General features: G+C 50.7%; 16 protein-coding genes. 2 read left to right on the top strand and 14 right to left on the bottom strand.

Going from position 1 to position 20,211, the window contains the following annotated elements; genetic code table 11:
* Positions 1-26: 26 nt before the first annotated feature.
* The gene (gene galE, locus NSS79_RS08785; protein WP_342439053.1) at positions 27-1,016 is read right to left on the bottom strand and encodes a UDP-glucose 4-epimerase GalE; all 990 of its coding nucleotides are present in this window, start codon (positions 1,014-1,016) and stop codon (positions 27-29) included.
* Between the two features lies 1 nt (position 1,017).
* On the bottom strand, positions 1,018-2,196 hold the full coding sequence (locus tag NSS79_RS08780) for a galactokinase (RefSeq protein ID WP_342439052.1): 1,179 nt from the start codon (positions 2,194-2,196) through the stop codon (positions 1,018-1,020).
* A 222-nt stretch (positions 2,197-2,418) separates the two neighbouring features.
* On the opposite strand from NSS79_RS08780, the gene NSS79_RS08775 reads away from it, so the two are divergent.
* Positions 2,419-3,285 carry an AraC family transcriptional regulator gene (locus tag NSS79_RS08775; RefSeq protein WP_342439051.1) on the top strand — a complete coding sequence of 289 codons (867 nt, stop codon included), beginning with the start codon at positions 2,419-2,421 and terminating at the stop codon, positions 3,283-3,285.
* Positions 3,286-3,872: 587 nt separating this feature from the next.
* On the opposite strand, the gene mgrA is transcribed toward NSS79_RS08775, so the two are convergent.
* The 4 genes from mgrA to NSS79_RS08755 form a co-directional block, all read right to left on the bottom strand.
* Positions 3,873-4,877 carry an L-glyceraldehyde 3-phosphate reductase gene (mgrA, locus tag NSS79_RS08770; RefSeq protein ID WP_038588207.1) on the bottom strand — a complete coding sequence of 335 codons (1,005 nt, stop codon included), beginning with the start codon at positions 4,875-4,877 and terminating at the stop codon, positions 3,873-3,875.
* A 129-nt stretch (positions 4,878-5,006) separates the two neighbouring features.
* Entirely contained in the window at positions 5,007-5,744 is a 738-nt protein-coding gene (locus NSS79_RS08765) for an NAD-dependent protein deacylase (RefSeq protein ID WP_038588204.1), read from the bottom strand.
* Positions 5,745-5,778: 34 nt separating this feature from the next.
* The gene (locus NSS79_RS08760) at positions 5,779-6,546 is read right to left on the bottom strand and encodes an HAD-IA family hydrolase (protein WP_342439050.1); all 768 of its coding nucleotides are present in this window, start codon (positions 6,544-6,546) and stop codon (positions 5,779-5,781) included.
* A gap of 41 nt (positions 6,547-6,587) precedes the next feature.
* On the bottom strand, positions 6,588-7,328 hold the full coding sequence (locus tag NSS79_RS08755) for an alpha/beta fold hydrolase (protein ID WP_340893854.1): 741 nt from the start codon (positions 7,326-7,328) through the stop codon (positions 6,588-6,590).
* 193 nt (positions 7,329-7,521) lie between these two features.
* Here NSS79_RS08755 and NSS79_RS08750 point away from each other — a divergent pair, with 193 nt between their 5' ends.
* Positions 7,522-8,562, top strand: coding sequence for a fucose 4-O-acetylase (locus NSS79_RS08750; RefSeq protein ID WP_342439049.1), 1,041 nt, complete (start codon positions 7,522-7,524; stop codon positions 8,560-8,562).
* A 200-nt stretch (positions 8,563-8,762) separates the two neighbouring features.
* On the opposite strand, the gene NSS79_RS08745 is transcribed toward NSS79_RS08750, so the two are convergent.
* The 8 genes from NSS79_RS08745 to NSS79_RS08710 form a co-directional block, all read right to left on the bottom strand.
* Positions 8,763-9,710, bottom strand: a complete 948-nt coding sequence (locus NSS79_RS08745; protein WP_342439048.1) for an ArsR family transcriptional regulator — start codon at positions 9,708-9,710, stop codon at positions 8,763-8,765.
* Between the two features lie 45 nt (positions 9,711-9,755).
* Entirely contained in the window at positions 9,756-11,180 is a 1,425-nt protein-coding gene (locus tag NSS79_RS08740) for a family 43 glycosylhydrolase (RefSeq protein ID WP_342439047.1), read from the bottom strand.
* A gap of 37 nt (positions 11,181-11,217) precedes the next feature.
* Positions 11,218-12,966 carry a sugar-binding domain-containing protein gene (locus tag NSS79_RS08735; protein ID WP_342439046.1) on the bottom strand — a complete coding sequence of 583 codons (1,749 nt, stop codon included), beginning with the start codon at positions 12,964-12,966 and terminating at the stop codon, positions 11,218-11,220.
* 23 nt (positions 12,967-12,989) lie between these two features.
* Positions 12,990-14,777, bottom strand: a complete 1,788-nt coding sequence (locus NSS79_RS08730; protein WP_342439045.1) for a sugar-binding domain-containing protein — start codon at positions 14,775-14,777, stop codon at positions 12,990-12,992.
* A 55-nt stretch (positions 14,778-14,832) separates the two neighbouring features.
* Positions 14,833-15,768, bottom strand: coding sequence for a carbohydrate ABC transporter permease (locus NSS79_RS08725; RefSeq protein ID WP_342439044.1), 936 nt, complete (start codon positions 15,766-15,768; stop codon positions 14,833-14,835).
* Between the two features lie 15 nt (positions 15,769-15,783).
* Entirely contained in the window at positions 15,784-16,683 is a 900-nt protein-coding gene (locus NSS79_RS08720; RefSeq protein WP_342439043.1) for an ABC transporter permease subunit, read from the bottom strand.
* Positions 16,684-16,694: 11 nt separating this feature from the next.
* Complete coding sequence (locus NSS79_RS08715; RefSeq protein WP_342439042.1) at positions 16,695-18,440, bottom strand: extracellular solute-binding protein; 1,746 nt, start codon at positions 18,438-18,440, stop codon at positions 16,695-16,697.
* Between the two features lie 449 nt (positions 18,441-18,889).
* Positions 18,890-19,843: a glycoside hydrolase family 43 protein gene (locus NSS79_RS08710; protein ID WP_342439041.1), complete on the bottom strand. Its 954-nt coding sequence runs from the start codon at positions 19,841-19,843 to the stop codon at positions 18,890-18,892.
* Between the last annotated feature and the right edge of the window lie 368 nt (positions 19,844-20,211).

The raw sequence follows: 20,211 nt of genomic DNA, 5'->3' as shown, positions 1-20,211 counted from the left end.
GCCATACTACCCCGGACAGCCAGGAGTTATTCTTCTCCGTATCCTTGCGGATTCGCTGAATGCCAGTTCCAGGCGCTCTGAATAATATCCTCAAGGTCCGCATGCTGCGGAGTCCATCCGAGAATGGAGCGGGCTTTATCAGAAGAAGCTACCAGCACAGCAGGATCACCGGCGCGGCGCTCTTGAATGACAACCGGAATGTCCAGTCCGGTCACCTTCTTGGCGGTTTCGATCACTTGTTTGACCGAGAAGCCGAGGCCGTTGCCAAGGTTGAAGATATTGCTTGCACTGCCGCTGCGCAGATAGTTGACCGCCCGGACATGGGCGTCAGCCAAATCGCTGACATGGATATAGTCGCGGACGCAGGTTCCGTCTTCGGTCGGATAGTCTTCGCCGAAGACAGCAATGCTCTCCCGCTGCTTCAGCGCAGTTTGCAGCACCAGCGGAATCAGATGGCTCTCCGGACGGTGGTCTTCGCCAATCTTGCCGCTGGCATGTGCCCCTGCAGCATTGAAGTAGCGCAACGCCACGTATTTGATGCCGAGCACCTTGTCAAACCAGGCCATCATGCGTTCCATCGTCAGTTTGGTTTCACCGTACACATTCGCCGGCTCTGTGCGGTCAGTTTCCTCGATCGGCACCTTTTCCGGTTCGCCGTAAGTTGCGGCCGTGGAGGAGAAGACGATTTTGTCCACACCTGCATGCTGCATCGCTTCCAGCAGACACTGTGTACCATATACGTTGTTGTCATAGTATTTGACCGGGTCCTTCATGCTCTCGCCCACCAGCGAGCTAGCGGCAAAATGGATCACCGCTTCAATCTTGTTCTCCGAAAACAGCTTGGCCAACAGCGCCTTGTCCCGCAGGTCACCTTCATACAGCTTGCCGCCCAGCAGCGCCTCACGGTGGCCTGTCAGCAAATTGTCGATAACCACAACTTCCTCGCCCCGCTCCAGCAGTTCAGCTACTGTATGAGAACCGATATACCCCGCTCCACCTGTTACCAAAATCGCCATCTTACTTCACTCCTTTCAATTCTTCCACACCATTGCCGATACCGCATACGTAGAATTCGCCTACCAGACCGGATCTGGTGGTATAGGCTTCACCGACTTCACGGATAAAGCGTTCGACATCATCCTCATGCACCAGTGATACCGTACATCCGCCGAATCCCGCACCGGTCATCCGCGAGCCAAGGGTTCCGGGAATCCGCTGTGCTTCTTCAACCATAATGTCCAGCTCCTCGCAGCTTACTTCATACAGATCGCGAAGCGAAACATGGGAGTCATTCATATATTGACCAAACTGCTTCAGGTCATTGTTCTTCAGTACTTCAACCGAGTCAAGCACACGCTGGTTCTCTTCCACTACATGGCGGGCGCGGCGTCTGACGGTTTCATCTGTAATTTTGTGCTGATGGATTTCAAATTGCTGAGGTTTCAGCTCTGCCAGGTAAGACAGGGAAGGAACCTCCTGCTTCAGAATGGACAATGCTTCGTCGCACTGGCTGCGGCGTTCATTGTATTTGGAATCCACGAGACCTCTCTTCTTGTTCGTGTTGCTGATCACCAGCTTGTAGGCGCCGGTCACAAATGGAATCAGGTTATACTCCAGCGTATCGCACATCAGCAGAATCGCGTGATCACGCTTGCCGTTGGCTACGGCGAACTGGTCCATAATTCCGGAGTTTACGCCGACATACTGGTTCTCCGCACGCTGGGACAGCAGCGCAATTTCTACTGTATCCGTATCCCCACCCAGCAGTGTCAGGAACGCGAAGCCGGTAACCACCTCAATGGAAGCGGAGGAAGAAAGGCCCGAACCGTTCGGAATATCACCGTGAAACAAGAGATCATAGCCGCCGGAAACCGGAAGATCCTTCTTTGCCAATTCCACCATGACGCCAATCGGATAATCGATCCATTCCCCTGTTTTGGCCTTGCCTATTTCGCTGTAGTCGATGGACGCTTCGTAAGGAAGATTCGTCGATGCGAATTGAACCTTGCCGTCGCTGCGCGGGCGTACAATCAGTGTTGTGCCGAATTCCAGCGCTGCCGGCAGTACATAACCCCCATTGTAATCCAGATGCTCTCCAATAAGATTGACACGGCCCGGTGCGTAGAAGACGCGTGCCTCTTCGGTACTCTCCCCGTACTTCTCAATAAATTTGCTGTTAAGTTCCTGTATGCTCATTAGTGCCACTCCATCCTTTCGCTGCTCTTGCTTCAACTTGGAATCAGTCTTGCTGTCTTCATGGTTATATTATAATAAAATCAGACTTGCCCTGATAATGCAATCATGTGTGCAATGCATGGATAAATGTGACTTCCGTGTTATAATCGGAGGACGGGCATTTCCAGCGATTACCCGTTTCCAAAGCGGTGACAGCGTTAACTCCAGAAAGGAAGCTTCTTCGTGGAACATACTTATTCCGTAGGGTCAAATCCCGTCTATTATGATAAGCAAAATCTGCATGTACTGTTTGCCGGCGAAAGCCAGACCTTGCCGCTGCATCAGGCCGGTCCCAAAATCTATGATTATTACCTGCTTCACTTCATTGAATCCGGCTCCGGGACCTTCCGCACCGAGCAGCGCAAATATGAGCTGGGACAAGGCGACTGCTTCCTGATCCATCCCGGCCAGCTGGTCAGCTATCTCTCGGACGGGAAGCAGCCCTGGCGCTACCGCTGGGCCGCTTTCACCGGTGCGGAAGCCGACGCGCTTGTGTTGCAGACCGGCTTTACTCCGCAGAAGCCAGTGCTCTCCACTGCCGAAGGCAGTGTCATCCCCGCTGCGATGGCCGGAATGATGCAGGCGTTCTACGCCAATAAGGAGAGCGCCCACCTGACTTCACTCGGCTATCTGTACCTGATTGTCGGAGAAGCCGCTGAGCGGCATATCTCCTCCTCCAGGCTGTCGGGGGCGGAATCACAGGTCAAGCGCACCGTGAAGCAGATGATCCACTATATGGCTTCCCAATATGCTCACCCGGTCTCGATTGAGCAAATGTGCGGCAGCCTCGGCTATAACCGCGCTTACCTGTCGCGGATCTTCAAGCAGGAGACCGGTCTCTCGCCGGTGACCTATCTGCTTAAGCTGCGCATCGAGAAATCGCGCCAGCTGCTGCGGGAACGTCCAGAATTATCCGTAGAGCAGGTTGCGGCATCCGTTGGTCTGACGGATGCCCTGTATTTCTCCCGCCAATTCAAACGCTTCTGTGCCCAGTCCCCAACCGCTTACCGCATCTCAACGTCCAGACCCGGGGAGAAGCAGCAAACTTAAGGTCTATGTTATTGAGGCCGGAATTCTGTACACCCTCCCGAACCCAATAAGACACTGCAGCTCGCGATAGCCGCGTTGATCTCAGTCCACCCGGCAACCCTGCTGAATTCTCTGCACCTTGCCGTGGCCCGTGCTGAACCCTCTCACCTTATTGTGTGATGCGCTGCCACACGGTATCAAGCTGATTAGTTAACCCCGTGTCCCTCCGGAGATAACAGGCTGCAAACGGACTCCATAGCCACTATTACGCTGATCCGCCTGTCTTTTACACAAATTCGGACCTTAGAGGCGTTATTTTCCAATATTGCGCGTGTTCTGCCACTTTTCAGATAGAATAACGGCTATACGGTCCGTTTGTGTAAGTTTTGGATGTTTCTCCCTGAAATAACGTCCCCTCAGTCCGATTCACACCCCACTTCATCCCCCTCTATTCCCTATGTTATGTCCTATCCCTTTCCCAGGTTATGCCCTATTCCTAATTGCCCAACTACAGCAACAGCCCGTCTTCCGGTCAGGAAGCGGGCTGTGCAGCAATAGGCCCCTAAACGGGATGCATATGGAGGCCATAAATGTAGTGGATGCAAAGCTTACACATCACTCTCTGTTTTGAGGATGGTCTCGATCCGATCCAGCTCCTCCTGGGTAAAGTCCGCATGGGACAACGCGGCGATGTTCTCTTCGATCTGGCTCACCCGGCTTGCGCCAATCAGTGCAGAGGTCACTTTGCCGCCGCGAAGTGTCCAGAGGAGCGCAAACTGGGCCAGACTTTGGCCGCGCGCGACAGCCATCTGGTTAAGGGCACGGATCTTGCGCTGCACCTCCGGTGTAATCCGGCTTTCATTCAGCGCGGTGGATGGACCCGCCGCTCTTGAATCCTCAGGGATGCCATTCAAATATTTATTGGTCAGCAGGCCCTGGGCCAGCGGAGTAAACGCAATGCTGCCGATACCGTTCTCTTCCAGCACATCCTGCAGTCCACCTTCGATCCAGCGGTCCAGCATCGAATACCTCGGCTGATGAATCAGAAGCGGAGTGCCGAGACCCTTCAGAATACTGACCGCCTCCACAGTCTGCTCCGCCGTATAGTTGGATAATCCGATATATAGCGCTTTGCCTGACCGCACGGCATAATCCAGCGCGCCCATCGTTTCTTCCAGCGGTGTCTCCGGGTCCGGACGGTGAGAATAGAAAATGTCGACATAGTCCAGTCCCAGCCGTTTCAGGCTCTGATCCAGACTGGACAGCATATATTTGCGTGAACCCCATTCCCCATAGGGTCCAGGCCACATATAATATCCCGCCTTAGTAGAAATCACCATCTCATCACGGTAGGGGGAAAGGTCACGGGCGAGCACCTTGCCGAACAGTTCCTCTGCCGAACCTGCGGGCGGGCCATAATTATTGGCCAGATCAAAATGGGTAATGCCGAGATCAAACGAACGGGTAATCATCTCCCGGCCATTCTCATAAGTGTCGATCCCGCCAAAGTTATGCCAGAGTCCCAGTGATATCGCCGGAAGCTTCAGTCCCGATCTGCCAGAGCGGTTATATTGCATAACTTCATACCGTTCATCGCTAGCCACATATACCATTGCTTATCCCTGCCTCTCGTATCCTCAGTTGTCACATTACCCTATTTTAAACCACTGGCGGCCTTTGTAATCTTGTAATGCTGAAATCGCCTGCAGTGATACGCACAGGATGTGAGATCTATAAGATTCTTAGAGCTGGTCCTGAACGGCTCCCATCACTTTCCCGATCCGGTCGGTAATTATCAGATCCGCCCTATGGTCATACGGTGTCGGGTCACGGTTCAGCAGCACCGTATGCCGCCCCCGGAAGTAGGTGACGAGGCTGGCTGCTGGCTGAACGGTCAGCGAAGTGCCGCCGATAATAAGCAAGTCCGCAGCCGCAATTGCTGCGACCGCCCCAACCAGCACATCATGATCCAGCTGTTCCTCATAGAGCACAACATCCGGCTTGATGATGCCGCCGCATTCCGGGCAGAGGGGCGCCCGTTCAGCAGACTGAATCACCTGCTCCAGACCGTAATAACGGTTGCAGCCCATGCAATGATTGCGGTGGATAGAGCCATGCAGCTCCAGCACCACACGGCTGCCGGCCAGCTGGTGCAGCCCGTCAATATTTTGCGTAATGACCGCTTTCAGTTTGCCTTGCCGCTCCAGCTCTGCCAGCAATAAATGGGCACCGTTTGGCTCTGCCTCCGGGTGAATCATTTTGCTGCGGTAGAAATCAAAAAAAATGTCCGGCGAGGACATAAAAAAACTGCGGCTTAGCATCACCTCGGGCGGATAAGGCGAGTTATGCTCAGTCTGGTATAAACCCGCCGCTGAGCGGAAGTCCGGAATGCCGCTCTCCGTGGATGTTCCGGCTCCTCCAAAAAAAACGATGTTTCCGCTGTCCTTAATCCAGGAAGCCAAAGTTTGCAATGAATCCATAGTCTGCACACGCACCCTTTCCACGAGTTATTTGTTAGCAGGTAATGCGGAGCTCATGAAAGCCGGAAACGACAATGTCGGCATCCTGCAGATGTCCAGCTGCTCCGGCAGGAGAGATGCCGACCGATAGACGCAAGCCCGCACCTTTGCCGAGCTGCATATCCGCATTGCTGTCACCGATAATAACAGTCTGCTCCGGCAGCAAGCCCAGTTCCCGGCAAGCGGTTTCGGCCATCTCCGGATCCGGCTTGCCATTGGAAACCCGGTCCCTCGTGACAATAGTATGGAAGTAACCGGTTATTTCAAGTAAGTCCAGCTGCTCACCTGTGGTCTTGTCACCATCGGATGTAACTACACCCAGCTGCAAGGAAGCATCGGCACATTGCTGCAAGAACGGCAGCAGGTCCGGCAAAGGCTCGATTGTGCGGCGTCCGCGCATTCCATTCATCGCACCCTGGGCAATGGCCTTCACACGGACCAGCGCCTCATTCCAGGGAACTCCGGCAGTGTACAGCTGCCACGCGAGAATGCCATAACTCTCTTCCGTAGTTGCCATAGAGAGAGGTCCGGCGGGATCATAGCCTATTACCTTACCTTCAGCATTATGAGATGTGCCAAGCACCTTGGACAGATCAACATGCGATCCGGTGCCAGTAAGGGCAAGCTCATTGCCGAGACCCAGCAGCACCTCCTCCGCCCAGCTTCCCCAAGTGGCGAGCAGGTCGAGCAGTGTTCCATCCTTGTCAAACAATATGCCTTGGCAAGGCACGGAGAGATCCTTTACATGCAGCAGTGGCATCATACATCTCCTCTCATCTATCTATAGCCATGATGACTAGCACGTTACCGCAGGTTTCCCATCCAGTCCAGCATCGTTCGTGCTGTGCGGGCCTGCTGATCATCCTCGGTAATCGTTGCTGTACCGTCACCTTTTTGTGGCCCATAACTTCCAAACTGGGCATGATTTCCGCCCAGAATCGAGAAATACACCGTATTGCCCGGCAGATAGGAACGTCCCTCGTTGTATTTGTCCCTGTCAACAACCTCATCCTCCGTACCGAGCAGGGATAATACGGACAATGTAGTGTCCTTCAGACTGCCTTTCTCATCTGGATAGGAAGCGAGAAAAAAAACACCCTTCAGCTGATCCGGATGCTCTGACGCATAACGGGACGCCATCACACCGCCCAGCGAATGACCGCCGAGCACAAAAGACTGCTTGGGATGCACGCGGATGATTTCATCTGCGGCATCGCCCTTGATGACCGCGAGATTCAGCGGCATCCGGGCTATATAGAATGGATGCCCGGCAGCGGCAATCCGTTTGGCCAGCGGGGCATAAGCCTCCGCTTCCACCAATGCACCGGGGTAAAAAATCACTGCCGTCCCCAGAATGACCGTGGGCTCGAAAGAGATCCAGTTGTCGTTCTGCTCAACAGACACACCTCCGGCGGAAACTAGCGCAGACTCGGCCTTCTCCGCCGGAGTATAAGGAGTTAAGTATTTCCACAAGAGCAACCCCGCCACAATTAAAAACAAAAGCAGTGCTATGAGGATGCTGCGTCTGGTGATTCTTTTTTTCAATAGTGTTCACTCCCGGGTACTGCATACAAAAATTATAGAGGAATCAAGTAAATCAAACAACCTTCAACACATCGCCACAATTGAGTCTTGTGATAGCGCTTACCATTGTGATGTATTTCACAATTTATTCTCCGAAAATCTTGTATTTTAAAATTAAAGTAATTTCCACAGTGCATAATTTGGAGGTTAGGTCATGACCAGGGAAAACACGCTGGAAACGCGCGGAGAAACTTTTTTCCTAAACCTGCGTTTCATGCTTATTGTTACTGTATTTGTAGGCAACGCCATTGAACCTTTAATTAGCCGCATGGATGGAATGCACAGTCTTTATCTGTGGATCTTCAGCTTTCATATGCCGCTCTTCGTGCTCGTAACCGGCTATTTCGCCAGAAAGAGCCTCACGGGGTCCGCAGGCCGCAAGGTGCTGCTGCAGATCGCAATGCAATATCTTATTTTTCAAAGCCTATACTCAGCACTGGACGTTTCCCTCTTCCATGTATCCAATATCCATCATTCCTTCTTCGCCCCTTATCTGCTCCTATGGTTCCTGGCCAGTCACGCCTGCTGGCGTCTCCTGATGCTGGGGATGGGCAAATGGTCCCGAGCGGCACAAATCGCCTTCGCCGTAGCCGCGGGAGTAGCCGTCGGATATTTGCAGCTTGACGGGGTCTGGTTCAGCATCAGCCGCACCTTCGTATATTTACCCTTCTTCGTAATCGGCTATCACTTTTCCTTCAGTACCTTTGCCAAATGGGTTCAGAAGTATGTCAAAATTGCCGCAGCCGCATTCTCTGTCCTGATTTTTGCCCTCCTGGCAGTACTGGGCTCCGGGTTTCCAATGGGCTGGCTGTACGGAAGCATGACTTATATGCAGCTTGGGGCAGGTGAATGGTATGCGGGTCTGTACCGGCTGGCTGTCTACGCTCTGCAAATCACCGCTTCCCTGGCTTTTCTGGGCTGGGTGCCTTACCAGGTTAGCCGTATGACTGACTGGGGCCGCCGCACACTCTATGTCTTTCTGCTGCATGGCTTTATCGTGCGTTTGGCCGCTATTTCAGGAGTCTACGCCTATATCGGCAACGCCGCCGGGACAGCTCTTCTGCTGCTCTGCGCAATCCTCTCTACGGTGCTGCTGGCCCAGCCCGGGGTAAAACGCCTGCTTCACCCGATTGTCGAGCCTTCTGTCGACTGGATGATCACCCTGCAGCGGACCGCCCTGCGCCGCACCCCCTGACTCTAGCGTGCTATAGAGGAAGCAAGCTCCGTCTTCTAACGATACGCACAGCTGTTATTTTCCTTATTGAATAGTGAACATTCACAGAACGCCCACTCAAGCTTTTACCTATGATCTTTCGCAACAATAAAAGGGGGTGTCTCAAGCCAATTCATTCACGGCTTTTGAGACACCCCCTTGATGATGGAGAGTAGATAGAGCTACAGGTTTGCTTCATCCTGCTCCATCGTATATTTCACATGCATTATTATATGTTGTTCGTAATCTCCAAATTGGCGGCCAAACAGGTTCAAACCGCCCTGATGAACAGCATCGGGGTTGATTCCAATGCGCAGCCGCAATTTGGGGCTCCGGTTAATCAGAAGATCATCTAAGGTAACACCCGACACCTTCTCCATATCGAGCGTTGTCTTTTCATGGTCAACACGCCAGGTCTTGAGAAACCCGTATTGCGTGGATCCATCCCACCACCAATTCGGATTCAGTTTGCCGCGCCGGTCACCGAAATCACCGGGACTGGTCCACATGCCGATCTCTGAACCATTCACCCATACGGATATGTTCGAAGGCCAGTTCTGATCATAATTCGGAGCTTCGGAACACATCTCCATAGACAGCTCAAGCGATTCAATCCGCGCTCCGGAGGGGACATCCATAGGCAGCAAATATTCCAGGAACCCTTTGCGGAGCCAGATCAGCTGTGCGTTGACATGTTTGGGGTGATAAAAGCTCGACGGTTCATCTTCTTTAATAATAAGGCCCTCGCTATTCGCCATCCCGCATGTAGGAGATACCTCACAATCGCTGTAATGGCCGATCGGCATCTCTACTTCATAGACATGGGTTACTCCCGTCGGCATCGGCTCTTTCAGATTGAGGGCAATGTGGAGATCATCGTAATTCCTGCTGCAGACTTTCATCGCCCCGCGGGAGGCCGGAACTAATTCTGTATGAATTAACTCAGCCGCTTCCAATACTTTGATATTGCTCGCTACCGTCGAAACCGGAAGCTTCAGCTTCTCGGCTATTTCGATAATATTTAAGTTTTTAGAGTTTAAGAGCCGAAGAATATCAACCCTGGAACGGGTGGATAAGGCATGGGTCACCGTGACCAGTTTGTCCGGGTCATTTAAGCTAAGTTCCAGCACAATTCAGCTCTCCTTATTTCCTAATCATTATACTTATCTTACTTCTTAATGAATTGAAAAACAATTAAGTCTGCTGTTCACAGGTTTGATATCAATGAAATCAATTTCTCCGTATCCTTCGCCTTTCGCAAACCGGATCTTGTTCTGTCCTGCCTTCAGCTGTACCCGGGCTGTGGACAGCCCCCAGTTCTCCCAGCCTTTATTGGTGATGTAAAACGGGCTGGAAGGTCCTGAATTGACACTAAGCTGAAGATTGGACCAATTCCCGCCAGCCGTTCCGTTCGCCGTCCGGGCCAAAAGAATATATTCGCCTGCAGATGCCGCCCGAACTGAAAATTCCACGTAGCTCGCCGCTGTATCCAGATGACCCGCTTTAAGACCTCCCGAGCCCTTAGGACTGGCTGAGGCATAAGCCTCTCCACCAAATATCCCCTCTTCCCCTTCATAACGGAAATGAGGGGCTTCGCCGGAGGGCAAAGCAATCGGGTGATCAGGATCTGCGGGAGCACCGAGATTAGGCGTCTGGTCGGCATTCCAGCTGAAGGGCTGCGTGCGAACCTCGCGGTTCCATCCGGCTCCCCTGTATTTGGCGGCATGGTAGACGATCCAGTCCTCCGTGCCGTCTACAGATGTAGTAAACGAATGATGCCCCGGCCCGTAAAGTCCGTTTGCTGAACTGAATATAGGCTGGCTGCGTTTAACCCATGATGCGGGATTCATTAGATCACTGGATGTGTCCGCTGTGATCAGTCCCAGACAGTAATCATCGGTCCAGCTTCCGCTTGCCGAATAGACCAGACTGATGACACCCCCGCGCACGATCACCTGCGGGCCTTCATTTACATGCGGGGAATGGTTGGTTTCCCAGCTATGGGTGGGTCTTGAAATCTCTACGCGCCCGGAATCAATCGTCCAAGGATTGCTCATATGGGCAATGTAGAGATTTTGCCGCACATTGACATCGCCCTCCCAGCCCGACCAGATAAAATACAGCTCGCCATTCACTTGCAGCACAGTGCCGTCTATAGCCCATTTGTCGGCCGCATCTGTGATCCGGCCCTTAAACTGCCAGGTTCCCGTTGTCGGATCGGCGGAGGTATTCTCCATGACATACATCCGGTGGTTCACATTGTCTCCGTCATCCATCGCGTAGTAGATGTACCAAGCCCCGTTAATATAATGCAGCTCAGGCGCCCATATGCCGCTGCCGCCTGTATTCACAACCTTAGTGGGAGCAGCATCTATCGTAGTCAGCTGGGCGGACTTCCAGAGGGTAACATTCCCGCCGGTTGTTTTGGTGAAATAGTAGAACCCGTCTGTATGCTTATAAACCCACGGGTCCGCTCCATCCTGCATGACTACGTTGTAGAAGTTGTTATGGCTGGGGACGGCATATGTCTCCTGACCCATTGGAAGAATAAGGAGTACGCCTATGGCCAGCAGCCACTTATTGCGGACATTTCCCTTCATAACCCTTCACGTTCCTTTCGGATGATGTTAGAAGGCTCTACTCTTCGATGGCTGCCTTGCGCGAATTAATGCGGCGAATCACTTCGGGATCAAATTTCGGCTGCCGGTCATAGGTATACAGGCCATTCACTTCCTGCTCCACGTCATATAGCTGGGTATAGCAGAAGCCGAACATCATCGGATGATCCAGCAGAACCTGGGTCAGTCCCTCGTAGCGTTCAATAAACGCTTCTTCAGTTGCCGGCCGGTCCCCATAACCCCAGGACTTCTCGTCCTTCTGCTGCGGATTCCACCAAATTCCGCCGTACTCGCTGATGAAATAAGGCTGGCCTTCATACGTTTGCCGGTCCGGGAAGGTATTGAACACTTCTCCGCCATCCTTCATCGGTTCATATCTTTCCCGGAAGGTCTGCGGGTTCTGATCATAATCATGCAGATCAAAAATATCCGTCACCACATGGAAATTGCCGCTTGTATCCATTACAGGACGCGTCGGGTCCATTCGTTTCGTAACCTCGTATACAATCCGCAGCACATCGTTATTTTGCTTGGTGCCGTCTCTGTCCCAGGTCTCGTTAAAAGGACACCAGCCGATCAGCGCAGGATGATTGTAATCCCGCTGCATGCCCTCAAGCCATTCTGGCAGAAATTGGGCCAAGCTCTCCGCTCCAGTGATATTCAGCCCCCAATTCGCATGCTCTCCCCATACCAGATACCCTAATTGGTCAGCCCAATACAGAAACCGCGGCTCGAAAATCTTCTCATGAAGTCTCGCACCATTAAAGCCCAGTCCCATGGAGATTTCGATATCTTTGCGCAGATCCTCATCGCCTGGAGCGGTATAGATCCCCTCCGGATAAAATCCCTGATCCAGCACAAGACGCTGAAACACCGGTTTTCCGTTGATCAGGAATTTCATTCCATCCAGTAATACGGTTCTGAGGCCAAAATAAGAATCGACGGTATCGCTCTCCCGGCCCTGTGTATGCAGGGACAGCTTCAGGTCATACAGTCTGGCATTGCCAACCTCCCACAGGTGAACCTCCGAGAGCGGAAGGGTAAGTTTTACGGAGTGTCCCGAGACAAGGACACGGGTCTTCCCAACGGATCTGCCGTCATACAGAGCAGAAGCGGTAAGTGTGCCTCCCGATACATTTCCGTGCACCTTGACTTCGAGATGCACGCTAGCATTGTCGGGATCGGGGACAACCTTCATGTCCGACAAATAAACGTCGGGCACCTGCTCAAGCCAAACTGTCTGCCAGATCCCCGTGGTACGTGTGTAGTCGCAGCCATGCGAGTGGAACATTTCACTTTGTTTGCCCCGCGGCTGGCGCCCGGAACGGACATCGTCTTCAGCATAGACGGAAATGACATTTCCGCCTGGCAACAGATTGGAGGTAATATCAAAGCTGAACGGAGTGTACCCGCCGCGGTGCGTGCCTACGGAGACTCCGTTAACCCATACCTCCGCCATGTAATCAACTGCACCAAAGTGCAGCAGCGTTCTGCCATTGGTCCAGTTCACCGGCAAGGTGAACTCCCGTTTACACCATACGGCTGCCATAAAATCTGTATATTCTACGCCGGACAGCTTGCTTTCCGGACAGAAGGGAACCGTTATCGTTCCCGAGAGATCATGTCCTTTGTCATGGTAACCGCGTTCTTTTCCGCTTTTGCCATGATCAATCTCAAATTGCCATTGACCGTTCAGATTGATCCACTCGGGACGGACAAAGTCGGGACGGGGATATTCAGGACGGGGAAGCGTTGGTAGATGTGCCATTGTGTAGCTCCTTTTGTGAAATATTATTTATTATGGATAAACATCATAATATTGCGAATGGCTTCAAGCGGCGCTTTGGGCGTTCTGTCATAAGTGAGCAACCCATTGATTTCCTGTTCGACATCTGTCAGCTGGGTATAGCAGTAGCCTTGAATCACCGGTGAAGTGAACATCGGGTCCACCACTGCCTTAAGCTTAATCAGGAAGTCCTCCTCATTCTCTGCTCCCGAATAACCCCAGCCCTCCCAGTCGCTTTTCTTGAAGGCAATCCCGCCAAACTCCGATACGAGAATCGGCTGGCCTTGATAGGAAGCTCCGCCGACAAATATTTTGCGGTTCGCCGGCATCGCATTCACGGCGGATTCTGCCGTGGCATATCTTTCTTCCAGCACTTCCTGGCGACTTTCATAGTCGTGAATGGTTACCAGATCCGTAGTCATATGCTCCCAACCATCGTTATAGATAACGGGTCTCATCTCATCCAAAGATTTTGTTAAATGATACATTGCCAGTCCGTGCTGCTGCTGGCGTGTATCAATCTGGACATTGGGAACTCCCCAGCTCTCATTCAGCGGAACCCAGGCCACGATGCTTGGATGATTATAGTCCCGCTCAATAATCTCCTGCCATTCGCTGGTGTACCGCCGGACATACTCTTCAGAATATTCATAGGCATTGGCTGCTTCACTCCAGACGAGCAGGCCAAGCTTGTCGCACCAGTACAGGAAACGGGGATCTTCTGTCTTCTGGTGTTTTCTTACTCCGTTAAATCCCATTTCCTTCGCCAGTTCTACATCACGTTTCAAGGCTTCGTCCGTAGGCGCGGTTAGAATTCCCTCCGGGAAGTATCCCTGGTCCAGCACCAGTCTCTGGAAATACGGGCGGTTATTCAGGCACAGCCTGCCGTCCTCAATAGACACCTTGCGCATGCCGAAATAACTCGCAGCCTCATCGACTACCTCGCCATTCCGAAGCAGCTCGAATTGAATGTCATACAAATTCGGATGTTCGGGGCTCCATAGGCGTCCAAGACCATGATCCGTAAAATCACCCAGTCCGAGGGTCCGATGCTGCTCGGCATTCCTGATCGCGTATTGATCTTCCGCAACCACTTCACCGCTATACGATACCATTATGCGAAGTTTAAGCTCCTCTGCAGCCTTAAACCCCTGGAGGAACGTCCGGATGCGGATTTCATTGCGGTCAATGTCAGGCGTCAGCCTAGTTTTGCTCAGATGTACCGCTGACACCGGTTCGATCCAGACACTCTGCCAGATTCCGGTCGTCCGGGTATAGAAGATGGCAGCGGACTGTTCCAGCCAGTATTGCTTGCCCCGCGGCAAGGTTACATCCCGGCTGAAATCTTCCGCCCGCAGCACAATCGTGTTGCTTCCTTTAATCAGCGACGGTGTGATATCTGCCTGAAACGGCGTATGACCGCCTGCATGTGACGCCACCAGTTGCCCGTTCACCCAGACCTTTGCCAAATAATCCACTGCACCGAAATGAAGGACAAGCCGCTTGCCGTCCCAAGCCTCCGGGACTTCGAAGCTTCTTCTATACCACACCACATCATGAAAAGAGGGATCTTCAATGCCGCTCAGCTTGCTCTGAAACGCAAAGGGCACCTGGATGGTTTCTGTAAATAAAGCGGGGGCATCGGCCAGGTACCATCGTTCATCCTCACCAACCCGTTCATCATCAAAACTAAAATCCCATTCTCCGTTCAAGCTCAGCCACTCTTTGCGGAGAAACTCGGGCCTTGGATACTCCGGACGCGGAACTTGTGTATTGCTTGCCTCTGGCAACATGGTGTACTTCACTCCTGTTTATTAATTTCTATTTCATTTTATATAGTCTATTGCCTCATCCTTTAATCGAACCTACGTAAACCCCTTTAACAAAGTATTTTTGCAGGAATGGATATACCACTAATATAGGAAGCGTAGAAACGACAATCGCACAATATTTAACGAGTTCGCGGAAAGCCGTTTGGCTCTGCGCACTGTCGATAACTACCCCGCCTGCGCTGCCGATCGAGGTTGCAGTAGCGTCATTGGCTACTAATATTTCCTTCATTAATAACTGCAGCGGGAACAGCTCTCTGTCTTTTAGCAGCACCATCGCATTAAACCAGGAGTTCCAATTCCCGACAAGGTAGTATAAAAAGATTACGGCCAGTGTAGCTTTGGACAAGGGCAGAATGACTTTCGTTAGAATATGGGCCTGGCTCGCCCCGTCAATCGTAGCCGCTTCTTCCAATTCCTGCGGAATGGCTTGAAAGCTGGTCCGTAAGATAATGATGTTCCATGTGCTTAAAGCGCTTGGCAAAATCATGGCCCACAAATTATTGTATAAGCCGATATCCTTCATTAATAAGAACCAGGGAATCAGCCCGCCGCCAAAGAACATGGTGATCGTAATCAGGATCATGATGAAGCTTTTGAAGTATAAATTTCTCCTGGATAACACATAGGCACCCAGTATGGTCATGATCATATTGACTAACGTGCCTAACCCTACATAGATAATCGTGTTTTTGTACCCGTTGATCAGACTGTTGTCTTTAAACACCAGCTTATAGCCGTCCAAAGTGAATCCCAGCGGTCTCAGCAAAATTCCTTTATGAGCCACTAAGGAGCCCGGGTCACTGACGGAAGCAAACAAGATATGCAGGATAGGATAAAAGCACACCAGCGTTAATGCGGTTAATAAGGCATACAGGGTGAAATCGAATATTCTGTCCCCTGTGGATCTATGCTTCCTGATTTTTTTCTTTTTAGGCTGCAGGTTATCTTTCATGGCTGTCCCTCTTTCTTACCATAAGCTGACCTCGGATCTGCGTTTGGCTATTCTATTGGTCATCCACAGCAGCCCGAAGTTAACGATCGAACTGATTAATCCCACAGCCGTAGAATAACTGAGACTGGCTTCTCTTAAGCCGCGGCGGTAAACATAGGATGCAATGACATCAGCAGTATCGTAGATCAGAGGATTGTACAGCAGGATAATTTTTTCGTAACCGGAAGACATTAACCCGCCGATTGCAAAAATAAAAAGAATGATAATGACCGGACTGATCTGAGGCAGCGTAATATGCCACATTTTCTTTATCCGTCCTACGCCATCAATTTCAGCCGCTTCATATAATGAAGTATCAATGGAGCTCATCGCGGCGAGATAAATGATGCTGTCCCAGCCGATGCTCTGCCAAATGCCGGAGAACGTATAAATCGGCCGGAAGAAAGAAGAATAGCCAAGCAGTGAGGAGTACTCTTTTCCGGTTATAAATTGAAGAATTTGTGTAATGATCCCCTCATCTGCGGCAAAAATATGAATGATCCCGCATACAACCACCAGTGAAATAAAATGAGGCATATAGGTAATGGTTTGAACGGTTTTCTTAAACTTGGCCCCGCGGATTTCATTCAGCATTAAAGCTAGAATAATCGGGGCGGTAAATCCGAAGGCGATCCCCCAAACATTCAAAAGCAGGGTGTTCTTAACGACTCTCCAAAAATACGGGCCTTGGAAAAAATCAATAAAATGCTTAAACCCTACCCAGTCGCTCTCGCTAAACCCCAGCAAGGGCTTGAAGTCCTTGAAGGCGATCAGAACTCCCCACATAGGCCCGTAGCAGAAGATCAGAAACCATGCAACTACAGGAACAGCCAACAGATAGACAAACCAGTTCTTCTTCAAATCCTTTTGGATCATGAAACAACCACCTATCGTTTGTTATATCGATCCAAGGCTGCCTGATGGATACTTAAAAATTCGTCCAGTCCCATACTCTGAGCTTCCTTCAAAAATTTATCATAGGCATCAACCGGCATTTCACCCATTATGATTTTTGCAAAATACTCTCCACGGAGTGTCGACAGCTGGTTGCCAAGTTCGGCTTCCCGTGAGGCTTCATCTTTGGTAAAGGAAATCGGCGGCATTGCCATGCTGGTATCCATATTTTCAGTCCAGAATTTCCGGATATCGCCGGAGTAGCTTCCTTTGGTGGCGATCAGCGGGTTGGCATGATGCTCATCACGGATATTCGGCCAGCTATGCATGCGGTATTTATATAAAGTAGTCGATACCGGCTGACCTTCAGGGTCCTTATAGATATAACTGTCCTCCGGATAATAAGGCATTCCCGTTTCATCTATCAGATGTACCTTTCCGTATTCGCCAAAGTTAATCAGTTCCCAGCCCTTTTTGCTGAAATTGAAATCGAGCCAGGCCATTGCCGCTTCCACATTCTCGCTTTGGGTAGTGATCGCAGCTTCAGTCCCTGCCCTTTTAAAATTCTTGTACGTAGTGGCGGATTTATCCCCCTTGTTCAGAACCGGATTCAGCGCTCCCACAAAATCGATATTGCTCTGCTCTTTCCAGTAGCTCCACATCGTATCCGGAGAATCCATCATCACAGCGGTGTCCCCCGAAATAGCGCTTGCCATTCTTTGGTTAAAGTCGGCCGTTGCCCAATCCGGGTTAAGCAGTCCTTCTTTGTTCCATTGCTGCATGGTCGACAGGTATTCTTTGGCTTTCGGCTGTGCCGGTCCCCAGGCCACTTTGCCGTTCTTATCGAGGAAGGTCCAATCCCATACTCCATATGCACCATTAATGATGCCGGTAAAGATTTGACCGTAAGAGGATCCGTAATTAAGCGGTGCTTTGTAGCCGGCTTCCTTTGCTTTGGTCAAAAAGGTATGCCATTCATCAATCGTATTCGGAATTTCAAGCCCTGTTTTGTCCAGCGCCTCCTGCTTAATCAACGTTCCAAACCAGGTCCATTCGGAATACGGGGCGATCCCGTAAAAGCCCAGCAGCTTGCCGTCATCAGTGACTGTAGTTTTTCTTCTCGATTCATCGGAATTGCGCCATTTCGTATAGTTCGGTGCATTTTTTTCCATCAGATCTGTCAGATCGATATAAGCGCCGTCATTTACACCCGCTTCCAGACCGCCCGGATAACGTCCCGGCTCAATGATAATGTCTGGTAGATCACCCGAAGAAATCATCAAAGTAAAGGCGTCGGCTTCCTGGCCGATTGGCGGCGTGATGAAATTCACCTTGATTCCTGTTAATTGCTCCACCTGTTTTTGGACCACATGATTGTTCATATCCGGGATATTGGAATTTGCAGGCATCCAGACATCCAGAACAACGTCTCCTTTAACAGGATAAGCTGAATAATCGCTTGGAATCACTTCATCATAAACGTCGCCGAGGTATGTATCATTCAAGGAATGATTCACTTCGTCGGTTTGCTCCTGGGTGGGCGCTTTATTACCGCGTATGTCTCCGCTGATATCTTTAAAAGCAACCGGGTCTTGTGCATTGGATGTGTTCTCTTTGTTGGAGTTACTGCTATTTCCGGCCCCATCTTCTGCCTTATTGCCACTGCATGCTGTTACAGTCGAAATGATCAGTACTAATACAAATAAAAGACTTAACAGACGCTTTGTATTGTTCTTCATACTTAACCTCCCACTATAAAATAAGTTCCGCAATATCTTAGGCGAACCCAACGTTTGAAACCACGCTCCTTTGCACCATACCGATTGCTCCCTTTTTACCTGTAAAATGATCAGACATAAAAATCATGTGATTGATACAATTTTTCTGTATCATAAGTCGAATTATAAGGATGTTGATCTTCATTGTCAACGCTTTCAAACAATATTTTTGTAATGTTTTAATTCTCAATTAAACAAATAATCCGGCCTACCAGACTCCTATTCGAGTGCAAAAGGGTTTTAAAAACCTGTTCAACACCTGATTAAGCTTGATAACCAGCCGTTAAATCCGTTATTTACGGCAGAATTTTTTTTGGAATTCAATTCGCATGAAAAGGCCATTTGTTACAGTATTATTGTAACAAATGGCCTTTTCTATCTTGATTTTATATTTGTTTGATCCTCAGTACTTATTCACCCGACGGGACGGTCAAGGCATGAGTATCGCTATAGGGAACCCCGAAATCCGGTGTTCCATCCGGCTTCCACCCGAATTTCTGGATCCGGGTTGCCCGCAAAGATACATCCGCTCCAGCGGCAGGAAGGGCATGATAGACGATCCAATCCTCCCGGTCATCGGGTGATCGGGTAAAGCTGTTATGTCCGGTAGCATAAATCCCGTTCTCCACACTTTTGCAAAAAACAGGCAGCATCGATTTCTCCCATGATGGCGGTTCCATAGGATCAGAAGCTTCGCTCATTGTGAGCATACCCAGTGCATAATCCTCAGACCAGGTTGTGCTCGCCGAATATACCAGAAAAATGCGGCTGTTGCGCTGCAGGATCACCGGACCTTCGTTAATGGCCATACCGCCTTGTTTCTCCCAAGACAAGGTTGGAGCGGTGAGCAGACGATGTTCTCCTGCAACCGTCCAGGGATCACTCATCCGCATAATGTAAACAGCTGATCCGTACTCAGGGAAATGGCCATATCCGGCATACAGGAAATACAGCTCATTCCGCAATCTCATCACCGTACCATCCAAGCCAGGAACAGGTGTCTGCAGCGCGCCTTTCCACACCCACTCCCCTTCCAGCGGATCAGACTGTTCATTCTCCAGCACGCAGATTCGGCGCGACTCATCGCCCCCGCCGTCATTGGCGGTGTAGTAGATATACCATTTGTTATCCAAGTGATGAATCTCCGGCGCCCACAGGTTGTAGCTGTAGCTGCCTCCCGGTGCGGGAGACCAGATTAATTTCTTGCGGCCTTCCGCAAGCCCGGTCAAAGTACTGGATTGGGTGAGTTCCAGACCTTTGGAGCGGGTAGACATGAAGTAGTAGCAGCCATCGGTATGTTTGAATACCCACGGGTCAGCTGAGCTTGCTGCAATCGGATTAAAAAAGGTTGTGCGCTGTGACATTTTCTTTCCTCCTCAGTGATATGATGGACAATCCCGGATCTTCCAGCACCTCCCATAAAAAGCTAAGTACCATCTTACTGAGGTCTCCTTAAGTTGTCTAGAGTGGAAGGAAAATACAATTCCGCTTGTCCCTCAGCTTCTTCCGGATTATAATCCCCTCTGGATGCACTTCCAAATAAATCCTCCTCCTCCGGGGATAGGCTTTTTCTGCGCCCCCCGGCCCATTGCGTCATCCGACAAACTTCACATTGTCCGGTAGAAAAAAGAGGCCTTTTGTGATAGACTCACTAATAACAATGGCTGGCTGCTATTCATGGCAGCTTACCGTTTAAGCTTAATCGGTCTTATTTTTTATAGAAACGGCTTCG

Origin of the sequence: Paenibacillus sp. FSL L8-0436, from assembly GCF_038593025.1 — a bacterium.
GTDB lineage: Bacteria > Bacillota > Bacilli > Paenibacillales > Paenibacillaceae > Paenibacillus_AQ.
This window is presented reverse-complemented; position numbering and strand designations above follow the sequence as displayed.

Excerpts from the sequence above, each read along its gene's own strand:
- galE (WP_342439053.1), bottom strand. The coding sequence starts at position 1,016 with ATGGCGATTTTGGTAACAGGTGGAGCGGGGTATATCGGTTCTCATACA.
- NSS79_RS08780 (WP_342439052.1), bottom strand. The coding sequence starts at position 2,196 with ATGAGCATACAGGAACTTAACAGCAAATTTATTGAGAAGTACGGGGAG.
- mgrA (WP_038588207.1), bottom strand. The coding sequence starts at position 4,877 with ATGGTATATGTGGCTAGCGATGAACGGTATGAAGTTATGCAATATAAC.
- NSS79_RS08765 (WP_038588204.1), bottom strand. The coding sequence starts at position 5,744 with ATGGATTCATTGCAAACTTTGGCTTCCTGGATTAAGGACAGCGGAAAC.
- NSS79_RS08760 (WP_342439050.1), bottom strand. The coding sequence starts at position 6,546 with ATGATGCCACTGCTGCATGTAAAGGATCTCTCCGTGCCTTGCCAAGGC.
- NSS79_RS08750 (WP_342439049.1), top strand. The coding sequence starts at position 7,522 with ATGACCAGGGAAAACACGCTGGAAACGCGCGGAGAAACTTTTTTCCTA.
- NSS79_RS08740 (WP_342439047.1), bottom strand. The coding sequence starts at position 11,180 with ATGAAGGGAAATGTCCGCAATAAGTGGCTGCTGGCCATAGGCGTACTC.
- NSS79_RS08735 (WP_342439046.1), bottom strand. The coding sequence starts at position 12,966 with ATGGCACATCTACCAACGCTTCCCCGTCCTGAATATCCCCGTCCCGAC.
- NSS79_RS08730 (WP_342439045.1), bottom strand. The coding sequence starts at position 14,777 with ATGTTGCCAGAGGCAAGCAATACACAAGTTCCGCGTCCGGAGTATCCA.
- NSS79_RS08725 (WP_342439044.1), bottom strand. The coding sequence starts at position 15,768 with ATGAAAGATAACCTGCAGCCTAAAAAGAAAAAAATCAGGAAGCATAGA.
- NSS79_RS08720 (WP_342439043.1), bottom strand. The coding sequence starts at position 16,683 with ATGATCCAAAAGGATTTGAAGAAGAACTGGTTTGTCTATCTGTTGGCT.
- NSS79_RS08715 (WP_342439042.1), bottom strand. The coding sequence starts at position 18,440 with ATGAAGAACAATACAAAGCGTCTGTTAAGTCTTTTATTTGTATTAGTA.
- NSS79_RS08710 (WP_342439041.1), bottom strand. The coding sequence starts at position 19,843 with ATGTCACAGCGCACAACCTTTTTTAATCCGATTGCAGCAAGCTCAGCT.